We start from the raw sequence: 21,912 nt of genomic DNA on the forward strand, positions 1-21,912 counted from the left end.
GCTGGTCGAGTCCCTCAAGCGAGTGGCCGCCGAGCTCCACGAGACCCGGCAGCGGCTCAGTGAGGCCGAGAGCCGGGGCAACGAGCCCATCGCCCTGGTGGGCATGGCCTGCCGCTACCCGGGCGGGGTCCGCTCCCCCGAGGACCTGTGGCGGCTGGTCGCGGAGGGACGCGACGCGATATCCGGGTTCCCGGCCGACCGAGGCTGGGACCTGGACACCCTCTACCACCCGGACCCCGATCACCCCGGGACCACGTACACCCGCTCCGGCGGGTTCCTGCACGACGCGCCGGAGTTCGACCCCGGCCTGTTCGGCATCTCCCCGCGCGAGGCGCTGGCCATGGACCCGCAGCAGCGGGTCCTGCTGGAGACCTCCTGGGAGGCGCTGGAACGGGCCGGGCTCGACCCCGGCACCCTCAAGGGCACCCAGACCGGCGTGTACGTGGGCGCGGCGACGCCCGCCTACATCGTCGGAGGACACAACACCCAGGGCGGCGCCGAGGGCTACTCCCTCACCGGCACCTCCGGCAGCGTCGTCTCCGGACGGCTCGCCTACCACTACGGCTTCGAGGGCCCGGCCGTCACCGTCGACACCGCCTGCTCCTCCTCGCTGGTCGCCCTGCACCTCGCCGCCCAGGCGCTCCGCAACGGCGAGTGCTCGATGGCGCTCGCCGGCGGCGTGAGCGTCATGTCCGTCCCCGGCCTGTTCGTCGAGTTCAGCCGCCAGCGCGGCCTGTCCGAGGACGGCCGCTGCAAGGCCTTCGCCGCCGCCGCCGACGGCACCGGCTGGGGCGAGGGCGTCGGCGTGATCGTCCTCGAACGGCTCTCCGACGCCCGCCGCAACGGTCACCGCGTCCTCGCCGTCATCCGGGGCTCCGCCACCAACCAGGACGGCGCCAGCAACGGCCTCGCCGCCCCCAACGGTCCCTCCCAGCAGCGCGTCATCCGCCAGGCCCTGACCAACGCCCGGCTGCGCGGGCGGGACGTCGACGTCGTCGAGGCGCACGGCACCGGCACCACCCTCGGCGACCCGATCGAAGCGCAGGCCGTCATCGCCACCTACGGCCAGGACCGGCCGCAGGACGCCCCGCTGTGGCTTGGCTCGCTGAAGACCAACATCGGGCACACCGCCGCGGCCGCCGGCATCGCCGGAGTCATCAAGATGACGATGGCGATCCGCATCGGCGTCCTCCCCAAGACCCTCCACGTCGACGAGCCCACCCCGCACGTCGACTGGTCGGCCGGCGCCGTCGAACTCCTCACCGACGCCCGGGAGTGGCCCGACCGCGAACGCCCCCGCCGGGCCGCCGTCTCCGCGTTCGGCATCAGCGGCACCAACGCCCACCTCATCCTGGAGCAGGCAGCGCCCGCCGAGGAGGACGCCCCCGCCCCGACGGCCGGCCCCGCCCCCTTCACGGCCGCGGCCCCCACGCCCTGGCCGCTCTCCGGCCACAGCGAGGCCGCCCTGCGCGGCCAGGCCGGCCGGCTGCACGCCTTCGCCGCCGGTACGGACGCCGACGCGGACGCCCCGCGCCCCGCCGACACCGCCCTCTCGCTCGCCGTCACCCGCTCCGCACTGGCCCACCGCGCGGTCGTCGTCGCCGGCCCGGACACCGGCGCCGACGGCGCAGCCGACGCCGACGCGGACGCCCGGCTGGACGCGCTCGCCCGGCTCGCCGCCGGCGAGAGCGCCGCCCGGCTCGTCGAGGGCACCGCCGACATCGAGGGCAAGACCGCCTTCGTCTTCCCCGGACAGGGCTCCCAGTGGGTGGGCATGGCCGTCGAACTGTACGGGTCCTCCCCGGCGTTCGCCGCCCGCCTCGACGAGTGCGCCGAGGCCCTCGCCCCGTACACCGACTGGTCCCTCCTCGGGGTCCTGCGCCAGGAGGACGGCGCACCCGGCTTCGACCGCGTCGACGTCGTCCAGCCCGTCCTGTGGGCCGTCATGGTCTCCCTCGCCGAGCTGTGGCGGGCGAGCGGCATCGAACCCGCCGCCGTCGTCGGCCACTCCCAGGGAGAGATCGCCGCCGCCGCCGTCTCCGGCGCCCTGTCGCTCCAGGACGCCGCGAAGGTCTCCGCGCTGCGCGCCAAGGCCCTCCTCGCGCTGGCCGGCAAGGGCGGCATGATGTCCGTCGCCGACACCGCCGACGCCGTCGCGGAACGCATCCGCGCCTGGGGCGACCGGCTCGCCGTCGCCGCCGTCAACGGCCCCCGCTCCACCGTCGTCTCCGGCACCCCGCAAGCCCTCGACGAACTGCTCGCCGCCTGTGCGGCCGACGGTGTCCGCGCCCGCCGCGTCAACGTCGACTACGCCTCCCACGGCCCCCAGGTCGAAGAGATCCGCGACGCCGTCATCAGCGCCCTCGCCGGCATCACCCCGCGCAAGACCCGCGTGCCGTTCCTGTCCACGGTCACCGGACGGCCCGTCGACGGCACCGAACTCGACGCCGAGTACTGGTACACCAACCTGCGCCGGACCGTGCGCTTCGAGGACGGCATCCGCGCCCTCCTCGAACGCGGCCACGGCTTCTTCATCGAGGTCAGCGCCCACCCGGTGCTCACCGTCGGCGTCCAGGAGACCATCGACGCCGCCGGCGTGCCCGCCGTCGCCCTCGGCTCCCTGCGCCGCGACGAGGGCGGCCCGCAGCGCTTCCTCACCTCCCTCGCCGAGGCCTGGACCCGGGGCGCCTCCCCCGACTGGCCGGCCGTGCTCGCCGGACACGCCCCCCGCACGGTCGACCTGCCCACGTACGCCTTCCAGCGCCGCCGGTACTGGGCCGAGGCGGCGTCCGGCGGCGCCGACGTGTCCGCCGCGGGCCTGGCCGACGCCGGACACCCGCTGCTGGGCGCGTCCGTACGCTCCGCCGACGGCGACCGGTTCCTGCTGACCGGCCGGATCTCCCTGCGCAGCCACCCCTGGCTCGCCGACCACGCCGTCGGTGACACCGTCCTCCTGCCGGGCACCGCCTTCGTGGAACTCGCCGTCCGGGCGGGCGACGAGGCGGGCTGCGGACAGCTGCGCGAGCTCACCCTGGAGACCCCGCTGGCGCTGCCCGCGACCGGCACCGTCCAGCTCCAGCTCGTGGTCGGGGAACCCGCCGCCGACGGAAGCCGCCCGGTGGCCGTCCACGCACGGCCCGACGACTCCGGCGCGGACACCGTCTGGACCCGGCACGCCACCGGCGTCGTCGCCCCCGCCGCCCCCGTCACCGGGGTGGACCTGTCCGTCTGGCCGCCGGCCGGAGCGCGGGCCGTCGACGTCGAGGGGTTCTACGAGCGGACGGCCGGGGCCGGTTACGCCTACGGGCCCGCCTTCCAGGGCCTCAAGGCCGCCTGGACCGTGGGCGGGACCGTGTACGCGGAGGTGGCGCTGGATTCCGCGCAGCGCGAGGAGGCGACCGCCTTCGGCCTGCACCCCGCCCTCCTCGACGCCGCCCTGCACGCCACGCTCCTCGGGACCGACACCGCCTTCGACGGCGTCCGGCTGCCCTTCGCGTGGAGCGGAGTGTGCCTGCACGCCACCGGAGCGACCGCCCTGCGGGTCCGCATCACCCCGGCCGACGGCGGCGAACTCGCCGTGGACCTCGCCGACCCCGAGGGCCGTCCCGTCGCCACCGTGGACGCCCTCAGCCTGCTGTCCGTCACCCCCGACCGCCTCCAGGGCGCCCGCACGGACACCCTGCACCGCGTCACCTGGAACGACGTCCCGCTGCCCGCCGACGCGCCCGCCGGCGGCCGGGCCGAGCTCGGCGGCGCCGACTTCCCCGACCTCGGCGCGCTGACCGCCGCCCTCGACGCCGGAACCGCCGCCCCCACCCACGTCCTCCTCACCCACCCGGGCCCCGACGTCACCGGATCCGGTGACGACCCGGCCCGCGCCGCCCGCGCCGCCACGGCCGCGCTCCTGGCCACCCTCCGCGACTGGCTGGCCGACGAACGCCTCGCCGCCCTGCGCCTGGTCGTCACCACCACCGGCGCCGTCCGCACCGGCCCCGGCGACCCCGCGCCCGACCTGACCCTCGCCCCGCTGTGGGGCCTGGTCCGCTCGGCGCAGTCCGAACACCCCGACCGCATCCAGCTCGTCGATCTCGACGGCACCGAGGCCTCCAGGGCCGCCCTGGACCGCGCCGTCGCCACCGGCGAACCCCAGCTCGCGCTGCGTACGGGCACCGCCCTCTCACCGCGCCTGGTCCGGGCCGCTGCCGCACCTGCCGGGGACGCCGTGTGGGGTCCGGAGGGGACGGTGCTGATCACCGGGGGTACCGGTGCGCTGGGTGGGCTGGTGGCCCGGCACCTGGTGTCGGAGCACGGGGTGCGGTCTTTGCTGCTGGCGGGCCGTCGTGGCGCGGATGCGCCGGGTGCGGTGGAGCTGGCGGATTCGCTGCGGGCGTCGGGTGCCGTGGTGGAGGTCGTGGCCTGTGACGCCGCCGACCGGGAGGCGCTGGCTTCGGTGCTGGCGCGCGTCCCGGCGGACCGTCCCCTGAGGGGTGTGGTCCACGCGGCCGGGGTGCTGGACGACGGGCTGGTCGGCTCGCTGACGGACGAGCGCCTCGACGCGGTGATGCGCCCGAAGGCGGACGCCGCGTGGAACCTGCACGAGCTGACCCGCGACCTCGACCTCACCGCCCTCGTCTTCTTCTCCTCCGCCGCGGGTGTCTTCGGCAACCCCGGCCAGGCCAACTACGCGGCCGCCAACGCCTTCATGGACGCCCTCGCCGCCCACCGCCGTGACCAGGGCCTGCCGGCCCGCTCCCTGGCCTGGGGCCTGTGGGAGACCAGCGGCCTCACCGGTCACCTCACGGACGGCGACCTCGGCTGGGCCTCCCGCGCCGGCATCCTCCCGCTCAGCGCGGCCCAGGGCCTCGCCGCCCTCGACGCGGCCGCCGCCGACACCGACACCGATCCTGTCCTGGTCCCGGTACGCCTGGACGCGGCGACCCTGCGCACGCGCGCCGCCGCCGGGCTGCTGCCCGCACTGCTGCGCTCCCTGGTCCGCACCCCCGCCCGGCGCGCCGTCGAAACCGGCTCCGACTCCGAGGCCTCCTCCCTCGCCCGGCGGCTCGCCCCGCTCGGCGAGGGCGAACGCGAACGCGAACTCCTCGGCCTCGTCAGCGGCCAGGTCGCCGCGGTGCTCGGCCACGCCGACCACTCCGCGATCCGCCCCGAGGCGGCGTTCAAGGAACTCGGCTTCGACTCCCTCACCGCCGTCGAACTGCGCAACCGGCTCAACGCCGCCACCGGCCTGAAACTGGCCGCCACGCTCATCTTCGACCACCCCACCCCGGCCGCCCTGGCCCGTCACCTCCTCTCCGGGATCCTCACCCCCGCCACCACCCCCGCCCCCGCCGCCCCGGCACCCGCCCACGCCCCCGACGAGCCGATCGCGATCGTCGGGATGGCCTGCCGCTACCCCGGCGGGGTCCGCTCGCCCGAGGACCTGTGGCGGCTCGTCACCGAAGGCCGCGACGCCGTCGCGGACTTCCCCACCGACCGCGGCTGGGACCTCGACGCCCTCTACGACCCCGAGGGACGCCGCCCCGGCACCTCGTACACCCGCAACGGCGGGTTCCTCTACGACGCCGCCGACTTCGACCCCGAGCTCTTCGGGATCTCGCCGCGCGAGGCCGTCACCATGGACCCGCAGCAGCGGCTCCTCCTCGAAGCCTCCTGGGAGGCCTTCGAACGCGCCGGACTCGACCCGGCGGAACGCAAGGGCACGCGCACCGGCGTCTTCGCCGGCGTCATGTACCACGACTACGCCAGCCACGTGGAGCGCGCCGCCGACAGCGCCGAGGGCTACCTGCTCACCGGCACCTCCGGCAGCGTCGTCTCCGGCCGCCTCTCGTACGCCTTCGGGCTGGAGGGCCCGGCCGTCACCGTCGACACCGCCTGCTCCTCCTCCCTCGTCGCCCTGCACCTCGCCGCCCAGGCGCTGCGGGCCGGCGAGTGCACCATGGCACTGGCCGGCGGCGTCACCGTCATGGCCACCCCCAGCGTGTTCGTCGAGTTCAGCAAGCAGCGCGGACTGTCCGCCGACGGCCGCTGCAAGTCCTTCTCCGCCGCCGCCGACGGCGCCGGCTGGTCCGAAGGCGCCGGCGTGCTCCTCCTGGAGAAGCTCTCCGACGCCCAGGCCAACGGCCACCGGGTCCTCGCCGTACTGCGCGGCTCGGCCGTCAACCAGGACGGCGCCAGCAACGGACTGACCGCCCCCAACGGCCCCTCCCAGCAGCGGGTCATCGAACAGGCCCTCGCCAACGCCCGGCTGACCACGCACGACGTCGACGCGGTCGAGGCCCACGGCACGGGCACCACCCTCGGCGACCCCATCGAGGCCCAGGCCCTCCTCGCCACCTACGGCCAGGACCGGCCCGAGGACCGGCCGCTGTGGCTCGGTTCCGTCAAGTCCAACATCGGACACGCCCAGGCCGCCGCGGGCGTCGCGGGCGTCATCAAGATGGTCATGGCCCTGCGCGAAGGGATCCTGCCCAAGACCCTGCACGTCGACGAGCCGTCGGCCCACGTGGACTGGACGGCGGGCGCGGTGGAACTCCTGACGGAGTCCGTGGAGTGGCCGCAGACCGGTCGCCTCCGCCGCGCGGGCGTCTCCTCCTTCGGAGCCAGCGGCACCAACGCCCACGTCGTCCTGGAACAGGCGCCCGCGACGGCGCCCGCCCCCGCCGCACCCGACACGGACGGCGGCCCGGTCACGTGGACCGTCTCCGGCCGCGGTCCCGGGGCCCTGCGCGCCCAGGCGGCACGGCTCGCCGCGTACGCCCGTACGCACATCGGCCTGGACCCGCGCGCCGTCGCGCACTCCCTCGCCACCACCCGCTCCGCGCTCGAACACCGGGGTGCGGTGACCGCCACTGGGCTGGACGGCCTGCTGGCAGGACTCGACGCCCTGACCGAGGCCACCAAGGCCCCGGTCCAGCCCGGGAAGCTGGCCTTCCTGTTCTCGGGTCAGGGTGCGCAGCGTCCGGGCATGGGCCGTGAGCTGTACGAGGCCCAGCCGGTGTTCGCGGCGGCCTTCGACGAGGTGTGCGCCCACTTCGACTTCCCGCTGAAGGAGATCGTCTTCGGGGGTGGGGAGGAGGTCCACCGCACGGAGTTCACCCAGCCCGCCCTGTTCGCCATCGAGGTGGCGCTGTACCGGCTGGCGGAGTCCTACGGCATCCGCCCGGACTTCGTGGCCGGTCACTCGATCGGTGAGATCGCCGCCGCGCACGTGGCGGGGGTGCTGTCCTTGGCCGACGCGGCCCGTCTGGTGGCGGCCCGCGGCGCGCTGATGGGTTCGCTGCCCGAGGGCGGTGCCATGGTGTCCGTACGGGCCACTGAGGACGAGGTGCGGCCGCTGCTGTCGGCCGATGTGGACGTCGCGGCAGTCAACGGGCCGGAGTCCGTGGTGATTTCGGGTGCGGAGGACGCCGTCCTGGAGGTGGCCGCGCAGCTGGCCGGGCAGGGTCGCAAGACCAAGCGGCTGACCGTCTCGCACGCTTTCCACTCGCCGCTGATGGAGCCGATGCTTGAGGCCTTCCGCGAGGTCGCGGAATCCCTCACCCACACCGTGCCCGCGATCGCGGTCGTCTCGAACGTGACCGGCGGGCAGATCACCGAGTTCACGGCCGACTACTGGGTCGAGCACGTCCGGGGAGCGGTCCGGTTCGCCGACGGCGTCGCCCACCTGGCCGGGCAGGGCGTGGGCCACTTCCTGGAGCTGGGTCCGCAGGGCGTTCTCGCCGCGATGGCGGGGGAGAGCCTTCCCGAGGCCTTCTCCGGGCTGCTGACCCCGGTGCTGCGCAAGGACCGTCCCGAGCCGGAGGCCTTCCTCGGGGCCCTCGCCGAGGCCTGGACCCGCGGCCTGCCCGTCGACCGGTCGGCCCTGGCGGGCGGTACGGCGGCCGCCCCGGCCGCCGTGGACCTTCCCACCTACGCCTTCCAGCGCAGCCGCTACTGGCCGCGCCCCGCCGCCTCCGCCTCCGCGGACGTGCTCGCGGCCGGACTCGGCGCTGCCGGACACCCGCTGCTCGGCGCCACCGTGACGCCCGCCGACGGAGGGCAGCTGCTGCTCACCGGGCGGCTCTCCCTGCACACCCACCCCTGGCTCGCCGACCACGCGGTGGCCGGCACGGTCCTGCTGCCCGGCACCGCCTTCGTCGAACTCGCGCTCCGCGCGGGCGACGAGGCGGGCTGCGGCGAGCTGGAGGAGCTCGCCATCGAGACGCCCCTGGTCATCCCCGACCGGGGTGGCGTCCTGCTCCAGGTGCTCGTCGGTGCCGTCGACGAGGACGGCACGCGGCCGGTGAGCGTCCACTCGCGTCCCGAGGACGCCGACGCGGTCTGGACCCGGCACGCCGCCGGACGGCTCGCCCCTGCCCCCGAAACGACCCCCGAACCCCTGCCCGACCTGGCCGTATGGCCTCCGGTGGACGCCGAGCCGGTCGACCTCGACGGGTTCTATGAGGGGCTCGCCGCGGCCGGTTACGGGTACGGGCAGGCCTTCCAGGGGTTGGCCCGGGCCTGGCGTCGGAGCGACGGTGACGTGGTGTTCGCCGAGGTGGGGCTGCCCGATGCGCAGCAGGATGAGGCGGGCTGGTTTGCACTGCATCCGGCCCTGCTCGACGCTGCGCTGCACGGGCTCGCTGTCGCCGGGCCGGCCACGGACGCGGGGCAGGTTCGCCTGCCCTTCGCCTGGAGCGGTGTGCGTCTGCACGCCGTGGGCGCGTCCAGGCTGAGGGTGCGGCTGACGCCGGCCGGCCCGGATTCCCTCTCGCTCGACATCGCGGACCCGGCCGGCAACCCGGTCGTGTCCGTCGCCTCGCTGGCGACCCGTACGGTCGCCGCCGAGCAGCTGACCGCCGCCGTGGCGGGTGCCGGCCACTCCGACGCCCTGTACCGGCTCGACTGGACCGCCGCTCCGCCGGCCGCCGCAACCGCCGGCGGGCCGCGGGTGGCGATCGGCGGTGCGGGTGCGGACCACGCGGACCTCGCTTCCCTGCGGGCCGCCCTCGACGAGGGCGCGCCGGTCCCCGCCGAGGTCCTCCTGCACGCCGGATCCCTGGAGGTCGCCCCGGCCGCAGGACCGGCCGGAGCCGTGCACGGGACCACCGCCGCGCTGCTCGACACCCTTCAGACCTGGCTGGCCGACGAGCGGCTCGGAGACACCCGGCTGGTCGTCGTCACGCGCGGTGCGGTGGCCGTACTGCCCGGCGAGGACGTCACGGACCTGGCGCAGGCGCCCTTGTGGGGTCTGGTGCGGGCCGCGCAGGCCGAGAACCCCGGCCGCTTCGTCCTCCTGGACGTCGACACCGACACCGGACTGCCCTTCCCCGACGCGGTGTTCACCGGGAACGAGCCGCAGGCCGCGCTCCGCGACGGCGCGCTGCTCGTACCGCGCCTGGTCCCGTCCGCCGGCACTTCCGCCGCGGGCGGCGCCCTGGTCCTGCCCGCCGGCTCCTCCTGGATCCTCAACAGCACCAAGGCCGGGACGCTCGACAGCCTGGGCTTCGTTCCGTCCCCGGCCGCCGGGATGGAGCTCGCCGAGGGCGAGATCCGTGTCGCGGTCCGCGCGGCGGGCCTGAACTTCCGCGACGTGATGATCGCGCTCGGCATGTACCCGGGTCTGGCCCGTATGGGCAACGAGGGCGCCGGCGTCGTCACCGAGGTGGGCCCCGGGGTCACCGGCATCGAGGTCGGGGACAAGGTCACCGGTCTCATCCGGGGCGCGTTCGGCCCCGTCGCGGTCGTCGACCACCGCCTGGTGGTCCGCATCCCCGACGGCTGGACCTTCGAGCAGGCCGCCGCGATCCCGACCGTGTTCCTCACCGCCTACTACGGGCTGGTCGACCTGGCCGGGCTGAAGGCCGGGGAACGCGTCCTCGTCCACGCCACCGCCGGAGGCGTCGGCATGGCCGCCGTACAGCTCATCCGCCACCTGGGCGCCGAGGTGTTCGGCACGGCCAGCGAGGGCAAGTGGGACGTGCTGCGCGAACTCGGGCTGGACGAGGCGCACATCGCCTCCTCCCGCGACGCCTCCTTCGAGGAGCGCTTCTGCGCCGCCACCGGCGGCGAGGGCGTGGACGTGGTGCTGGACTGCCTGGCCGGGGAACTGGTGGACGCCTCGCTGCGGCTGCTGCCGCGCGGCGGCCGCTTCCTGGAGATGGGCAAGACGGACGTGCGCGACCCCGATGAGGTCGCCCGGCTCCACCCCGGAGTGACGTACCAGGCCTTCGACATGGTCGAGGGCGCCGGTCCGGAGCGGATCGGCGAGATGCTCGCCGAGCTGGGCCGGCTGTTCGAGGCGGGCGTGCTGCGGCCGCTGCCGGTCCGCGCGTGGGACATCCGGCGGGCGCCGGAGGCGTTCCGGTTCATGAGCCAGGCCAAGCACGTGGGCAAGATCGTGCTGACGGTTCCGCAGGGCTGGGACCCCGATGGCACGGTCCTGGTCACCGGCGGCACCGGGACCCTGGGCGCGCTGGTCGCCAAGCACCTGGTCACCACGCACGGGGTACGGCACCTGCTGCTCGCGGGCCGGCGCGGCCCGGACGCCCCCGGTGCGGCCGAACTGGTCGCGGAGATAGCCGAGTTGGGTGGCACGGCCGAGGTGGTGGCGTGCGACGCCGCCGACCGCGACGCGCTGGCCGCCCTCCTCGCGGCCGTCCCCGCCGGCCGGCCGCTGCGCGGGGTCGTCCACACCGCCGGAGTCGTGGACGACGGGGTCCTCGGCTCGCTCGACGCCGACCGGCTGGCCCGCGTACTGCGGCCCAAGGTCGACGCCGCCGTCAACCTGCACGAACTCACCCGCGACCTGGACCTCACCGCCTTCGTCCTCTACTCCTCCGTGGCCGGCGTCATGGGTGGTCCCGGCCAGGGCAACTACGCCGCCGCCAACTCCTTCCTGGACGCCCTCGCCCAGCACCGGCGCGCCCACGGACGGCCGGGCGTCTCCCTCGCCTGGGGCCAGTGGGCCGAGTCCAGCGGCATGACCGCCGGACTCGACACCGCCGACCTCGCGCGGATGAGCCGCAGCGGCGTCCTGCCGCTCGCCACCGAACAGGGCCTGGCCCTGTTCGACGAAGCGGCACGCCACGACGAGGCCCTGCTGGCCGCCGTACGCCTGGACACCACGGCGCTGCGCGGCCAGGCCGACGCGGGCCGGCTGCCCGGTGTGCTCAAGGGGCTCGTGCGGGCCTCCGTACGCCGGGCCGCGGGCGAGGCGGCCGCCGCCGCGGGGGCCTCGGCCCTCGCCGAGCGGCTGTCCCGCCTCACCGGCGCCGAACGCGCAGAAGCCCTCCTCGACCTGGTCCGCACCCAGGTGGCCCACGTCCTCGCCCACCCCAACCCGGCGGGCATCGACACCGAACGCGGTTTCCTCGACCTCGGATTCGACTCGCTGACGGCCGTGGAACTGCGCAACGGACTCGGCGCGGCCACCGGTCTCCGGCTCCCGACCACGCTGATCTTCGACTATCCGTCGCCCGCCGCCCTCGCCGGTTTCCTGCACACGGAACTGGACCCGGGCGAGGGCACCCGGGAGGCCGCGGTGCTCGACGCCATGGCCGGCTGGGAGGCGGCCGTGGCCGCGCTGCCGGAGGGCAGCGACGGCAGGGAACGGGCCGTGAACCGGCTGCGCTCGATCCTGTGGAAGCTCGAGCAGGCCGGTACCGAGAACGACACCGACGAGGAAGCACGGACCTCCGACGGGACCGCGGAGATCACCTCGGCGAGCGACGACGAGATGTTCGCCCTCATCGAGAAGGAACTCGGTCTCAGCTGATCCCCGACCCGTCGTCCTGACCGTCCCACCGGAGGCACTGCCACGATGGCCAGCAGTAACGAAGACAAGCTCCGCGACTACCTGAAACTCGTCACCGCCGACCTCCAGCAGACCCGCAAGCGCCTGCAGGCCGCGGAGGCGAAGGAGCAGGAGCCGATCGCCATCGTCGCCATGGCCTGCCGCTATCCGGGGGACGTCGGTTCGCCGGAGGACCTGTGGCGGCTGGTGGCGGAAGGCGGCGACGGCATCGTCGCCTTCCCCACCGACCGCGGCTGGGACCTCGACGGCCTCTACGACCCGGACCCGGACGCCCACGGCAGCAGCTACGTCCGGGAGGGCGGGTTCGTCCCCGACGCGGCCGGGTTCGACGCGGGCTTCTTCGGGATCCCGCCGCGCGAGGCCCTCGCCATGGACCCCCAGCAGCGGCTCTTCCTGGAGTCCTCCTGGGAGGTCTTCGAACGCGCCGGCATCGACCCCGCCACCCTCAAGGGCAGCCGTACCGGCGTCTTCGTCGGCGCCGGGAACCCCGGCTACCTGGGCGGTGGCACGGGAACCCCGCACCGCGAGGTCGAGGGCTACACCCTCACCGGCAACGTCAACAGCGTCATCTCCGGCCGCGTCGCCTACACCTTCGGGCTGGAAGGCCCGGCCATCACCGTCGACACGGCCTGCTCCTCCTCCCTCGTCGCCGTCCACCAGGCCACCCAGGCCCTGCGCGCCGACGAGTGCTCCATGGCGATCGCCGGCGGCGTCACCGTCATGCCCAACCCGTGGCTGTTCCAGGAGTTCAGCCGCCAGCGCGGACTGGCCGCCGACGGCCGCTGCAAGGCGTTCTCCTCCACAGCCGACGGCACCATCTGGGGCGAGGGCGTGGGCGTGCTCCTCCTGGAGAAGCTCTCCGACGCCCGCCGCAACGGCCACCGCGTCCTCGCCGTGGTCCGCGGCTCCGCCGTCAACCAGGACGGCGCGAGCAGCGGCCTGACCGCCCCCAACGGGCCCTCCCAGCAGCGGGTGATCCGCCAGGCGCTGGCCAACGCCCGGCTGACGGCGCAGGACGTGGACGCGGTCGAGGCGCACGGCACGGGCACCGCCCTCGGCGACCCGATCGAGGCCCAGGCCCTGCTGGCCACCTACGGCCAGGACCGGCCGGAGGACCGGCCGCTGCTGCTCGGCTCGGTCAAGTCGAACATCGGCCACACGGCCGCCGCGGCGGGGGTCGCGGGCATCATCAAGATGGTCATGGCGATGCGGGAGGGCGTGCTTCCGCGCACCCTCCACGTGGACGAGCCCACCCCCCAGGTCGACTGGTCGGCGGGCGCCGTCGAACTCCTGACGGAGGCCGTGGACTGGCCCGAGACCGACCGTCCGCGCCGCGCGGGCGTCTCCTCGTTCGGCATCAGCGGCACCAACGCCCACGTGATCGTCGAGCAGGCGCCCGCCGGCGCACCGGAGGAACAGCGGCCCGCCCCGGCCACCGCCGGACCGCTGCCGTGGGTGGTCTCGGCGCACAGCGCGCAGGCGCTGCGCGGCCAGGCCGAACGCCTCCTCGGCCTCGACACCTCCCTTCCCGCGGCGGACGTCGCGGCAGCGCTCGTGACGACCCGCTCCGCGCTGGAGCACCGCGCGGTGGTCCTCGCCGAGGACACCGACGGCCTCCGCTCCGGCCTGCGCGCCCTCGCGGACGGCACCCCGGACGGCTCCCTGTCCGAGGGCACGGCACGCCCGGGGAAGCTGGCCTTCCTGTTCTCGGGTCAGGGTGCGCAGCGTCCGGGCATGGGCCGTGAGCTGTACGACGCCCAGCCGGTGTTCGCGGCCGCCTTCGACGAGGTGTGCGGACACTTCGACGCCCCGCTGAAGGACCTGGTCTTCGGCGGCGGGGACGAGGTCCACCGCACCGAGAACACCCAGCCGGCGCTCTTCGCGGTCGAGGTGGCGCTGTACCGGCTGCTGGAGTCCTACGGCGTCCGCCCGGACTTCGTGGCGGGTCACTCGATCGGTGAGATCGCGGCCGCGCACGTCGCCGGTGTCCTCTCGCTCTCCGACGCGGCCCGTCTGGTGGCGGCCCGTGGCGCCCTGATGGGTGCGCTGCCCGAGGGCGGTGCCATGGTCTCCGTACGGGCCGGCGAGGACGAGGTCCGTGAGCTGCTGACGGCCGGTGTCGACATCGCGGCGGTCAACGGCCCGCAGTCCGTGGTGATTTCGGGTGCGGAGGACGCCGTCCTGGCCGTGGCCGCCACGCTCGCGGACCGGGGCCGCAAGACCAAGCGCCTGACCGTCTCGCACGCGTTCCACTCGCCGCTGATGGAGCCGATGCTGGAGGCGTTCCGCGAGGTCGCGGAATCCCTCACCCACACCGCGCCCGCCATCCCGGTCGTCTCCAACGTCACCGGCGAGCAGATCACCGGCTTCACCGCCGACTACTGGGTCGAGCACGTCCGGGGAGCGGTCCGCTTCGGCGACGGCGTCGCCCACCTCGCCGGACGCGGCGTCGGCCACTTCCTGGAGCTCGGCCCCGCCGGGGTGCTCACCGCGATGGCCCGGGAGAACCTCCCCGAGGACTTCGACGGCCTGGTCACCACCGCCCTCGACAAGCACCGCCCCGAGCCCACCGCCTTCCTCGGCGCCCTCGCCGCGGCCTGGACCCGCGGCCTCCCCGTCGACTGGACGCCCCTCCTCGCCCCAGCCACCCCGGCGGACTCCGTCGAGCTGCCCACGTACGCCTTCCAGCACCGCCACTACTGGCTGACCCCCGGGACCGGCGCCCCCCGCGACGCGGCCGAGGAGCGGTTCTGGCAGGCCGTCGACGAGGAGGACGTCGACACCCTCGTCGCCACCCTCGACATCGACGGCGACAAGCCGCTGCGCGAAGCCCTCCCCGACATGGCCTCATGGCTGCGCCGCCGCCGCGCCCCCGAGACCCGTACCGCCCTCGCGGCCCTGCACTCCGCACCCGACGAGGAAGCCGACCGGGCCGCGGGTTCGGCGCTGCGCGAGGAGCTCCGGGACCTCCCGGAGGCCGAGCAGCTCCGCACCGTACTGGACCTCGTACGCGCCCACGCCGCCGCCGTGCTCGGCCACGACGGGCCGGCCGCCATCGACCCGCAGCGGGCCTTCAAGGAGCTGGGCTTCGACTCGCTGGCCGCCGTCAACCTGCGCAACCGGCTGAACAACGCCACCGGACTGCGGCTGCCCACCGCCTTCGCCTACGACCACCCGACCCCCGCCGCCGTCGCCGCCTTCGTCCGGGCCGAAGTGCTCGGTGAGCGCACCGCCGCCGTCACCGGCCACATCGCGGGCGCGGCGGCGCACGACGAGCCCGTCGCGATCGTCGCCATGGCCTGCCGCTACCCCGGCGGCGTCCGCTCGCCCGAGGACCTGTGGCAGCTCGTCGACACCGGCGCCGACGTCATCAGCCCCTTCCCCGCCGACCGCGGCTGGGACCTGGAGGCCCTCTACCACCCCGACCCCGACCACCCCGGCACCACCTACGTCCGCGAGGGCGGGTTCCTCCACGACGCCGCCGACTTCGACCCGGCCTTCTTCGGGATCTCCCCGCGCGAGGCCGTCGCCATGGACCCGCAGCAGCGGCTGCTGCTGGAGGCCTCCTGGGAGGCCTTCGAGCGGGCCGGCATCGACCCGACGAGCGTGAAGTCCGCCCCCATCGGCGTCTTCGCGGGCGCCACCCAGCCCGGCTACTTCGGCGGGCTCCAGCAGATGGGCGGCGAAGGCGTCGAGGGCTACTCCCTCACCGGCAACCTCACCAGTGTCATCTCCGGCCGCATCGCCTACACCTTCGGGCTGGAGGGCCCGGCCGTCACCGTCGACACCGCCTGCTCCTCCTCCCTCGTCGCCCTGCACCTCGCCGCCCAGGCCCTGCGGGCCGGCGAGTGCACCATGGCGCTGGCCGCGGGCGTCACCGTCATGCCGACACCCGACCTGTTCGTGGAGTTCAGCCGCCAGCGCGGCCTGGCCGCCGACGGCCGCTGCAAGGCGTTCTCCGCCGACGCCGACGGCACCGCCTGGTCCGAGGGCGCCGGCGTCCTCCTCCTGGAGAAGCTCTCCGACGCCCGCCGCAACGGCCACCGCGTCCTCGCCGTGGTGCGCGGTACGGCGACCAACCAGGACGGCGCCAGCAACGGCCTCATGGCCCCCAACGGGCCCTCCCAGCAGCGCGTCATCCGTCAGGCCCTCGCCAACGCCCGGCTCGCCCCGCAGGACGTGGACGCCGTCGAGGCGCACGGCACCGGCACCGCCCTGGGCGACCCCATCGAGGCGCAGGCCCTGCTCGCCACCTACGGCCAGGACCGGCCCGGGGACCGGCCGCTGCTGCTCGGCTCGATCAAGTCGAACATCGGCCACACCTCGGCCGCCGCCGGTGTCGCCGGCATCATGAAGATGGTCATGGCCATGCGCCACGGCGTACTGCCCAGGACCCTGCACGCCGACGAGGCGTCCCCGCACGTCGACTGGTCCGCCGGCGCGGTGGAACTGCTCACCGAGGCCGTCGAATGGCCGGAGACCGGCCGTCCGCGCCGGGCCGGCGTCTCCTCGTTCGGCGTCAGCGGCACCAACGCCCACGTGATCATCGAGGAGGCCCCGCAGGAGCCCGCGCCGCAGGCCGCGAAGGGGCCCGAGCAGGAACCGGCGGCCGGTGAGCTGCTGCCCTGGCTGGTCTCCGCCCGCACCCCCGACGCCCTGACCGAACAGGCGCGCCGCCTGCGCGACCTCACCGCGGCCCGCCCCGAGCTGGACCTGGCGAGCACCGCCTCCGCCCTGCTGGCCTGGCGCGCCCAGCTGGAGAGCCGCGCCGTGGTCCTCGCCGACAGCCGCGAGGGCTACCTGGAGGGCCTCGACGCCCTCGCGGCCGGCGCCTCGGCGCCCGGCACCTTCCGCGGCGAGTCCGTCGCGGGCGCCCGCACCGCCTTCCTGTTCTCCGGGCAGGGCGCGCAGCGCGCGGGCATGGGCCGGGAACTGTACGAGGCCCAGCCGGTGTTCGCCGACGCCTTCGACGAGGTGTGCGCCCACTTCGACCTCCCGCTGAAGGAGATCGTCTTCGGCGGCGGGGACGAGGTCCACCGCACCGAGAACACCCAGCCCGCCCTGTTCGCCGTCGAGGTCGCACTCTTCCGCGTACTGGAGTCCTACGGCATCCGCCCGGACTTCGTGGCGGGTCACTCGATCGGTGAGATCGCCGCCGCGCACGTCGCCGGGGTGCTGTCCCTGGCGGACGCGGCCCGGCTGGTGGCGGCCCGTGGTGCGCTGATGGGAGCCCTGCCCGAGGGCGGGGCGATGGTCTCGGTCCGCGCCACCGAGCAGGAGATACGCCCGCTGCTGTCGGCCGATGTGGACGTCGCGGCGGTCAACGGGCCGGAGTCCGTGGTGATCTCGGGCGCCGAGGACGCCGTTCTCGACGTGGCCGCGAAGCTGGCGGAACAGGGCCGCAAGACCAAGCGGCTGACGGTCTCGCACGCGTTCCACTCGCCGCTGATGGAGCCGATGCTGGAGGCGTTCCGCGAGGTCGCCGGGACCCTGGCCTACGCGACCCCGTCCATCCCGGTCGTCTCCAACGTCACCGGCGGGCAGATCACCGCGTTCACGGCCGACTACTGGGTCGAGCACGTCCGGGCCGCCGTCCGCTTCGGTGACGGCGTCGCCCACCTCGCAGGAGAGGGCGTCACCCACTTCCTCGAACTCGGCCCGCAGGGGGTCCTGGCCGCCATGGCGGGGGAGTCCCTTCCCGACACCTTCTCCGGACTCCTCACCCCCGTCCTGCGCAAGGACCGCCCCGAACCCGAGGCCTTCCTCGGCGCCCTCGCCGAAGCCTGGACCCGCGGCCTGCCCGTCGACTGGACACCGCCGCTCGCCGACCGCCCCGCCTGCCGGGTCGACCTCCCCACGTACGCCTTCCAGCGCAGCCGCTACTGGCTCGACGCCGCCCCCGCCGGCGCCGGCGCGCCCACCGCGCAGGACGAGGCCGACACCGAGTTCTGGGCGGCCGTCGAACGCGAGGACCTCCAGGCCCTCACCGGGACCCTGCGCCTCCCCGACGAAGAGCAGCTGCGCGCCGTCCTGCCCGCCCTCTCCACATGGCGGCGCGGCCGCCGCGAGCAGCACACCATCGACTCCTGGCGCTACCGCATCACGTGGAAGCCCGCCCCCGACCCGGCCGCCGCCGCCCGCCCGGACGGACACTGGCTGCTCGTCGTACCCGAAGGCGCGGACCCCGCCGGGCCGCTCGCCGACCGGGCCGCCGCCGCGCTCACCACCGCCGGAGCCACCACCACCGTCCTGCGCCTCGACGCGACCGCCGCCGACCGCACCGACTGGGCCGCCCGGCTGCGCGCCGGCACCGGCCCGGAGCCCGCCGGCGTGCTCTCCCTGCTCCCGCTCGACGTCCGCCCGCACGGCGCGCAGCCCGGGGTCAGCGCCGCGCTCGCCGCGACCGCCGCCCTGGCGCAGGCCCTCGGGGACGCCGGCATCGGCGCCCCGCTGTGGAACCTGACCAGCGGCGCCGTCTCCACCGGACCCTCGGACCCGACGGCCGACCCCACCGGCGCCCAGGCCCAGGTGTGGGCCCTCGGCCGGGTCGCCGCCCTCGAATACCCCGACCGCTGGGGCGGCCTCGTCGACGTGCCCCACGACCTCGACGAGCGGGCCGCCGCCCGCCTCACCGCCGTCCTGGCCGCACCCGGCGGCGAGGACCAGCTCGCCGTCCGCGGCGCCGGCGTCCAGGTACGCCGACTGCGCCGCGCCCCCGCCCCCGCCGCCCGCCCGGCCGCCGCACCCTGGCGGCCCACCGGAACCGTCCTCGTCACCGGCGGCACCGGAGCCCTGGGCAGCCGGCTCGCCGGCTGGCTCGCCGAAGGCGGCGCCGACCACCTGCTGCTGACCAGCAGGCGCGGCGCGGACGCCCCCGGCGCCACCGAACTCGCCGCCGCCCTGCGCGCGTCGGGCACCGAGGTCACCCTCGCCGCCTGCGACGTCGCCGACCGCGACCAGCTCGCCGCCCTGCTGGCCTCCGTACCGGCCGACCGGCCGCTGACCGCCGTCGTCCACGCCGCGGGCGTCTCCGACAACGGGTTCATGGACGAGGTCACGGCCGGACACCTGGCCCACGTCCTGCGCCCCAAGGCCGTCGCTGCCGACCTGCTCGACGAACTCACCCGCGGCCTCGACCTGTCCGCGTTCGTCGTCTTCGCGTCCAGCGCCGGCATGTGGGGCAGCGGCGGCCAGGCCGCCTACGCGGCCGCCAACGCCCACCTCGACGCCCTCGCCGAACGCCGCCGCGCCCACGGCCTGCCCGCCACCGCCGTCGCCTGGGGCCCCTGGGCCGAGGCCGGCATGGCGGCCTCCGAGGACATCGACGAGCACCTGCGCCGCCGCGGCGTGATCGGCATCGCGCCGGGCACCGCCATCGCCGCCCTCCAGCAGGCCCTCGACCTCGACGAGACCTGCGTCGGCGTCGCCGACGTCGACTGGGCGCTGTTCGCCCCCACCTACACCGCCATGCGCCACAGCGCGCTGATCAGCGAACTGGCCGACGTACAAGCGGCATTGGCGGACGACGGCCCGGACGCCGGGCAGGGGGCCACCGCCTCGGCCTCCGCCCTCAGGCAGCGGCTCGCCGCCGCCGCGCCCGCCGAACAGCAGCACCTCCTCGTCGAACTGGTCCGCGGACACGCCGCCGCGGTCCTCGGCCACCGCACCGCCGACGGGGTCCAGGAGGCGCGGCCCTTCAAGGACCTGGGCTTCGACTCGCTCGGTGCAGTCGAACTGCGCAACCGCCTCGCGGGCGACACCGGCCTGAAGCTGTCCGCCACCCTCCTCTTCGACCACCCCACACCCGCGGCGCTCGCCCAGCACCTGCGCGAGCACCTGCAGGACGGCGACATCGAGACGGACCAGTCCGTCCTCGCCGACCTCGACCGCATCGACGCGGCCCTCACCCGGCTCACCCCGGACGACGGGGCGCGCCACCGCATCGCCGGCCGGCTCCAGGTGCTGCTCACCAAGTGGGGCGGCACGAACCCGGAGAAGTCCGAAGAAGCCGACGCCCACGACGAACTGGCGTCCGCCTCGGCCGAGGAGATCTTCGCGTTCATCCACGAAGAGCTCGGCAAGTCGTAGCCCGTGCCGGAACGTCATCCAAGGAGCTCCCGCCAGATGGACAACGAACAGAAGCTGCTCGATCACCTCAGGTGGGTGACCGCCGAGCTGAAGCAGACCCGGCAGCGGCTGCGCGAGGTCGAGGCGGACGAGCCCGAGCCCATCGCCGTCGTCGGCATGGCCTGCCGCTACCCGGGCGGCGTGCGCTCGCCCGAGGACCTGTGGCGCCTCGTCCGCGACGGCCGCGACGCCGTCTCCGGCTTCCCCGTCAACCGTGGCTGGGACCTCGACTCCCTCTACGACCCGGACCCCGACCACCTCGGCACCACGTACGTCCGCGAGGGCGGCTTCGTCCACGACGCGGGCGACTTCGACGCCGACTTCTTCGGGATCTCCCCGCGCGAGGCCCTCGCCATGGACCCCCAGCAGCGGCTGCTGCTGGAGACCGCCTGGGAGGCGTTCGAGCGGGCGTCCGTCGACCCGACGGCGGTCGCCGGCAGCCGGACGGGCGTCTACGTCGGCACCACGTACACCGGTTACGGCAGCGACCGGGAGGGGGCCGCCGAGAACGTCGAGGGCCACCTGATGACCGGCATCGCCACCGCCGTGTCCTCCGGTCGCCTGTCCTACGCCTTCGGGCTGGAGGGCCCGGCGGTCTCCGTCGACACCATGTGCTCCTCCTCCCTCGTCGCCATCCACCTGGCCGTGCAGTCCCTGCGCCAGGGCGAGTGCGCGCTCGCCCTCGCGGGCGGCGCGCAGATCATGTCGACGCCCGAGGTGTACGTCGAGTTCAGCCGCCAGCGCGGGCTCTCCCCCGACGGCCGCTGCAAGCCGTTCGCGGCCGCCGCCGACGGCACCGGCTGGTCGGAGGGCGTCGGCGTCCTGCTCCTGGAGAAGCTGTCGGACGCCCGCCGCAACGGACACCGCGTACTGGCCGTCGTCCGCGGCTCCGCCGTCAACCAGGACGGCGCCTCCAACGGCCTGACCGCCCCCAACGGCCCCTCCCAGCAGCGGGTCATCGAGGAGGCCCTCGCCAACGCCCGGCTCTCGCCCCACGAGGTCGACCTGGTCGAGGCGCACGGCACCGGCACCACTCTCGGCGACCCGATCGAGGCCCAGGCCCTCCTCGCCACCTACGGCCGCAGCCGTCCCGAAGGCCGCCCCCTGCACCTGGGCTCCATCAAGTCCAACATCGGCCACTCGGCGGCCGCGGCCGGCGTCGCGGGCGTGATCAAGGCCGTGATGTCCGTACGGGACGGGGTGCTGCCCCGCAGCCTGCACATCGACGGGCCCACGCCCGAGGTCGACTGGTCCTCCGGCGCGGTCGAGCTCCTCACCGAGGAGCGGCCCTGGCCCGCCACGGAGGGCCCCCGCACCGCCGCCGTCTCCTCCTTCGGCGCGAGCGGCACGAACGCCCACGTGATCGTCCAGGCCGCAGGCCAGGACACGGACCGGGACGCGGACGCCGGACCCGCCCCGCGGGCACCCGAGCAGGCCCCGCCGGTCCTCCCCGCCGCCACCCTGCCCTGGGTGCTCTCCGGCCGTACCGCCGAGGGCCTGCGCGGCCAGGCGGCCCGGCTGCGCGCCTTCGCCGACGAAGCCGGCACCGGGGTCTCCGAGGCGGCCATCGGCCTCGCCCTGGCCACGACCCGGGCCGGGCTGGAGCGGCGCGGCGTCGTCCCGGCGGGCTCGCGGGCCGGTCTGGACGCGCTGGCCGCCGGGCTCCCGGCGGCGGGCGTCGTGGACGGCGCCGTCGTGACGGGCGCGGAGCGTCCGGTGTTCGTGTTCCCCGGTCAGGGTTCGCAGTGGGCGGGGATGGCGGTGGAGCTGTACGACTCCTCGCCGGTGTTCGCGGCCCGGCTGGACGCGTGCGCCGGGGCGCTGGCCCCGTACACGGACTGGTCGCTGCTGGAGGTGCTGCGCCAGGAGTCCGGCGCTCCCGGTTTCGACCGGGTCGATGTCGTGCAGCCCGCTCTGTGGGCGGTGATGGTGTCCCTGGCGGAGCTGTGGCGTGCGGCCGGTGTCGTTCCGGC

The 21,912-nt window shown here is 75.3% G+C and carries 1 protein-coding gene and 2 pseudogenes; all 3 read left to right on the forward strand.

The window, feature by feature from the left end:
• Positions 1–22: 22 nt before the first annotated feature.
• Positions 23–11,773: pseudogene (locus tag ACZ7IF_RS33145) on the forward strand (SDR family NAD(P)-dependent oxidoreductase); the annotation flags it as partial.
• A 78-nt stretch (positions 11,774–11,851) separates the two neighbouring features.
• Positions 11,852–19,900: pseudogene (locus tag ACZ7IF_RS33150) on the forward strand (type I polyketide synthase); the annotation flags it as partial.
• A 3-nt stretch (positions 19,901–19,903) separates the two neighbouring features.
• On the forward strand, positions 19,904–21,912 hold a 2,009-nt coding region (locus ACZ7IF_RS33155; RefSeq protein WP_470979235.1), incomplete at its 3' end, for a type I polyketide synthase.

It is taken from the genome of Streptomyces sp. NPDC037421 (genome assembly GCF_055602105.1).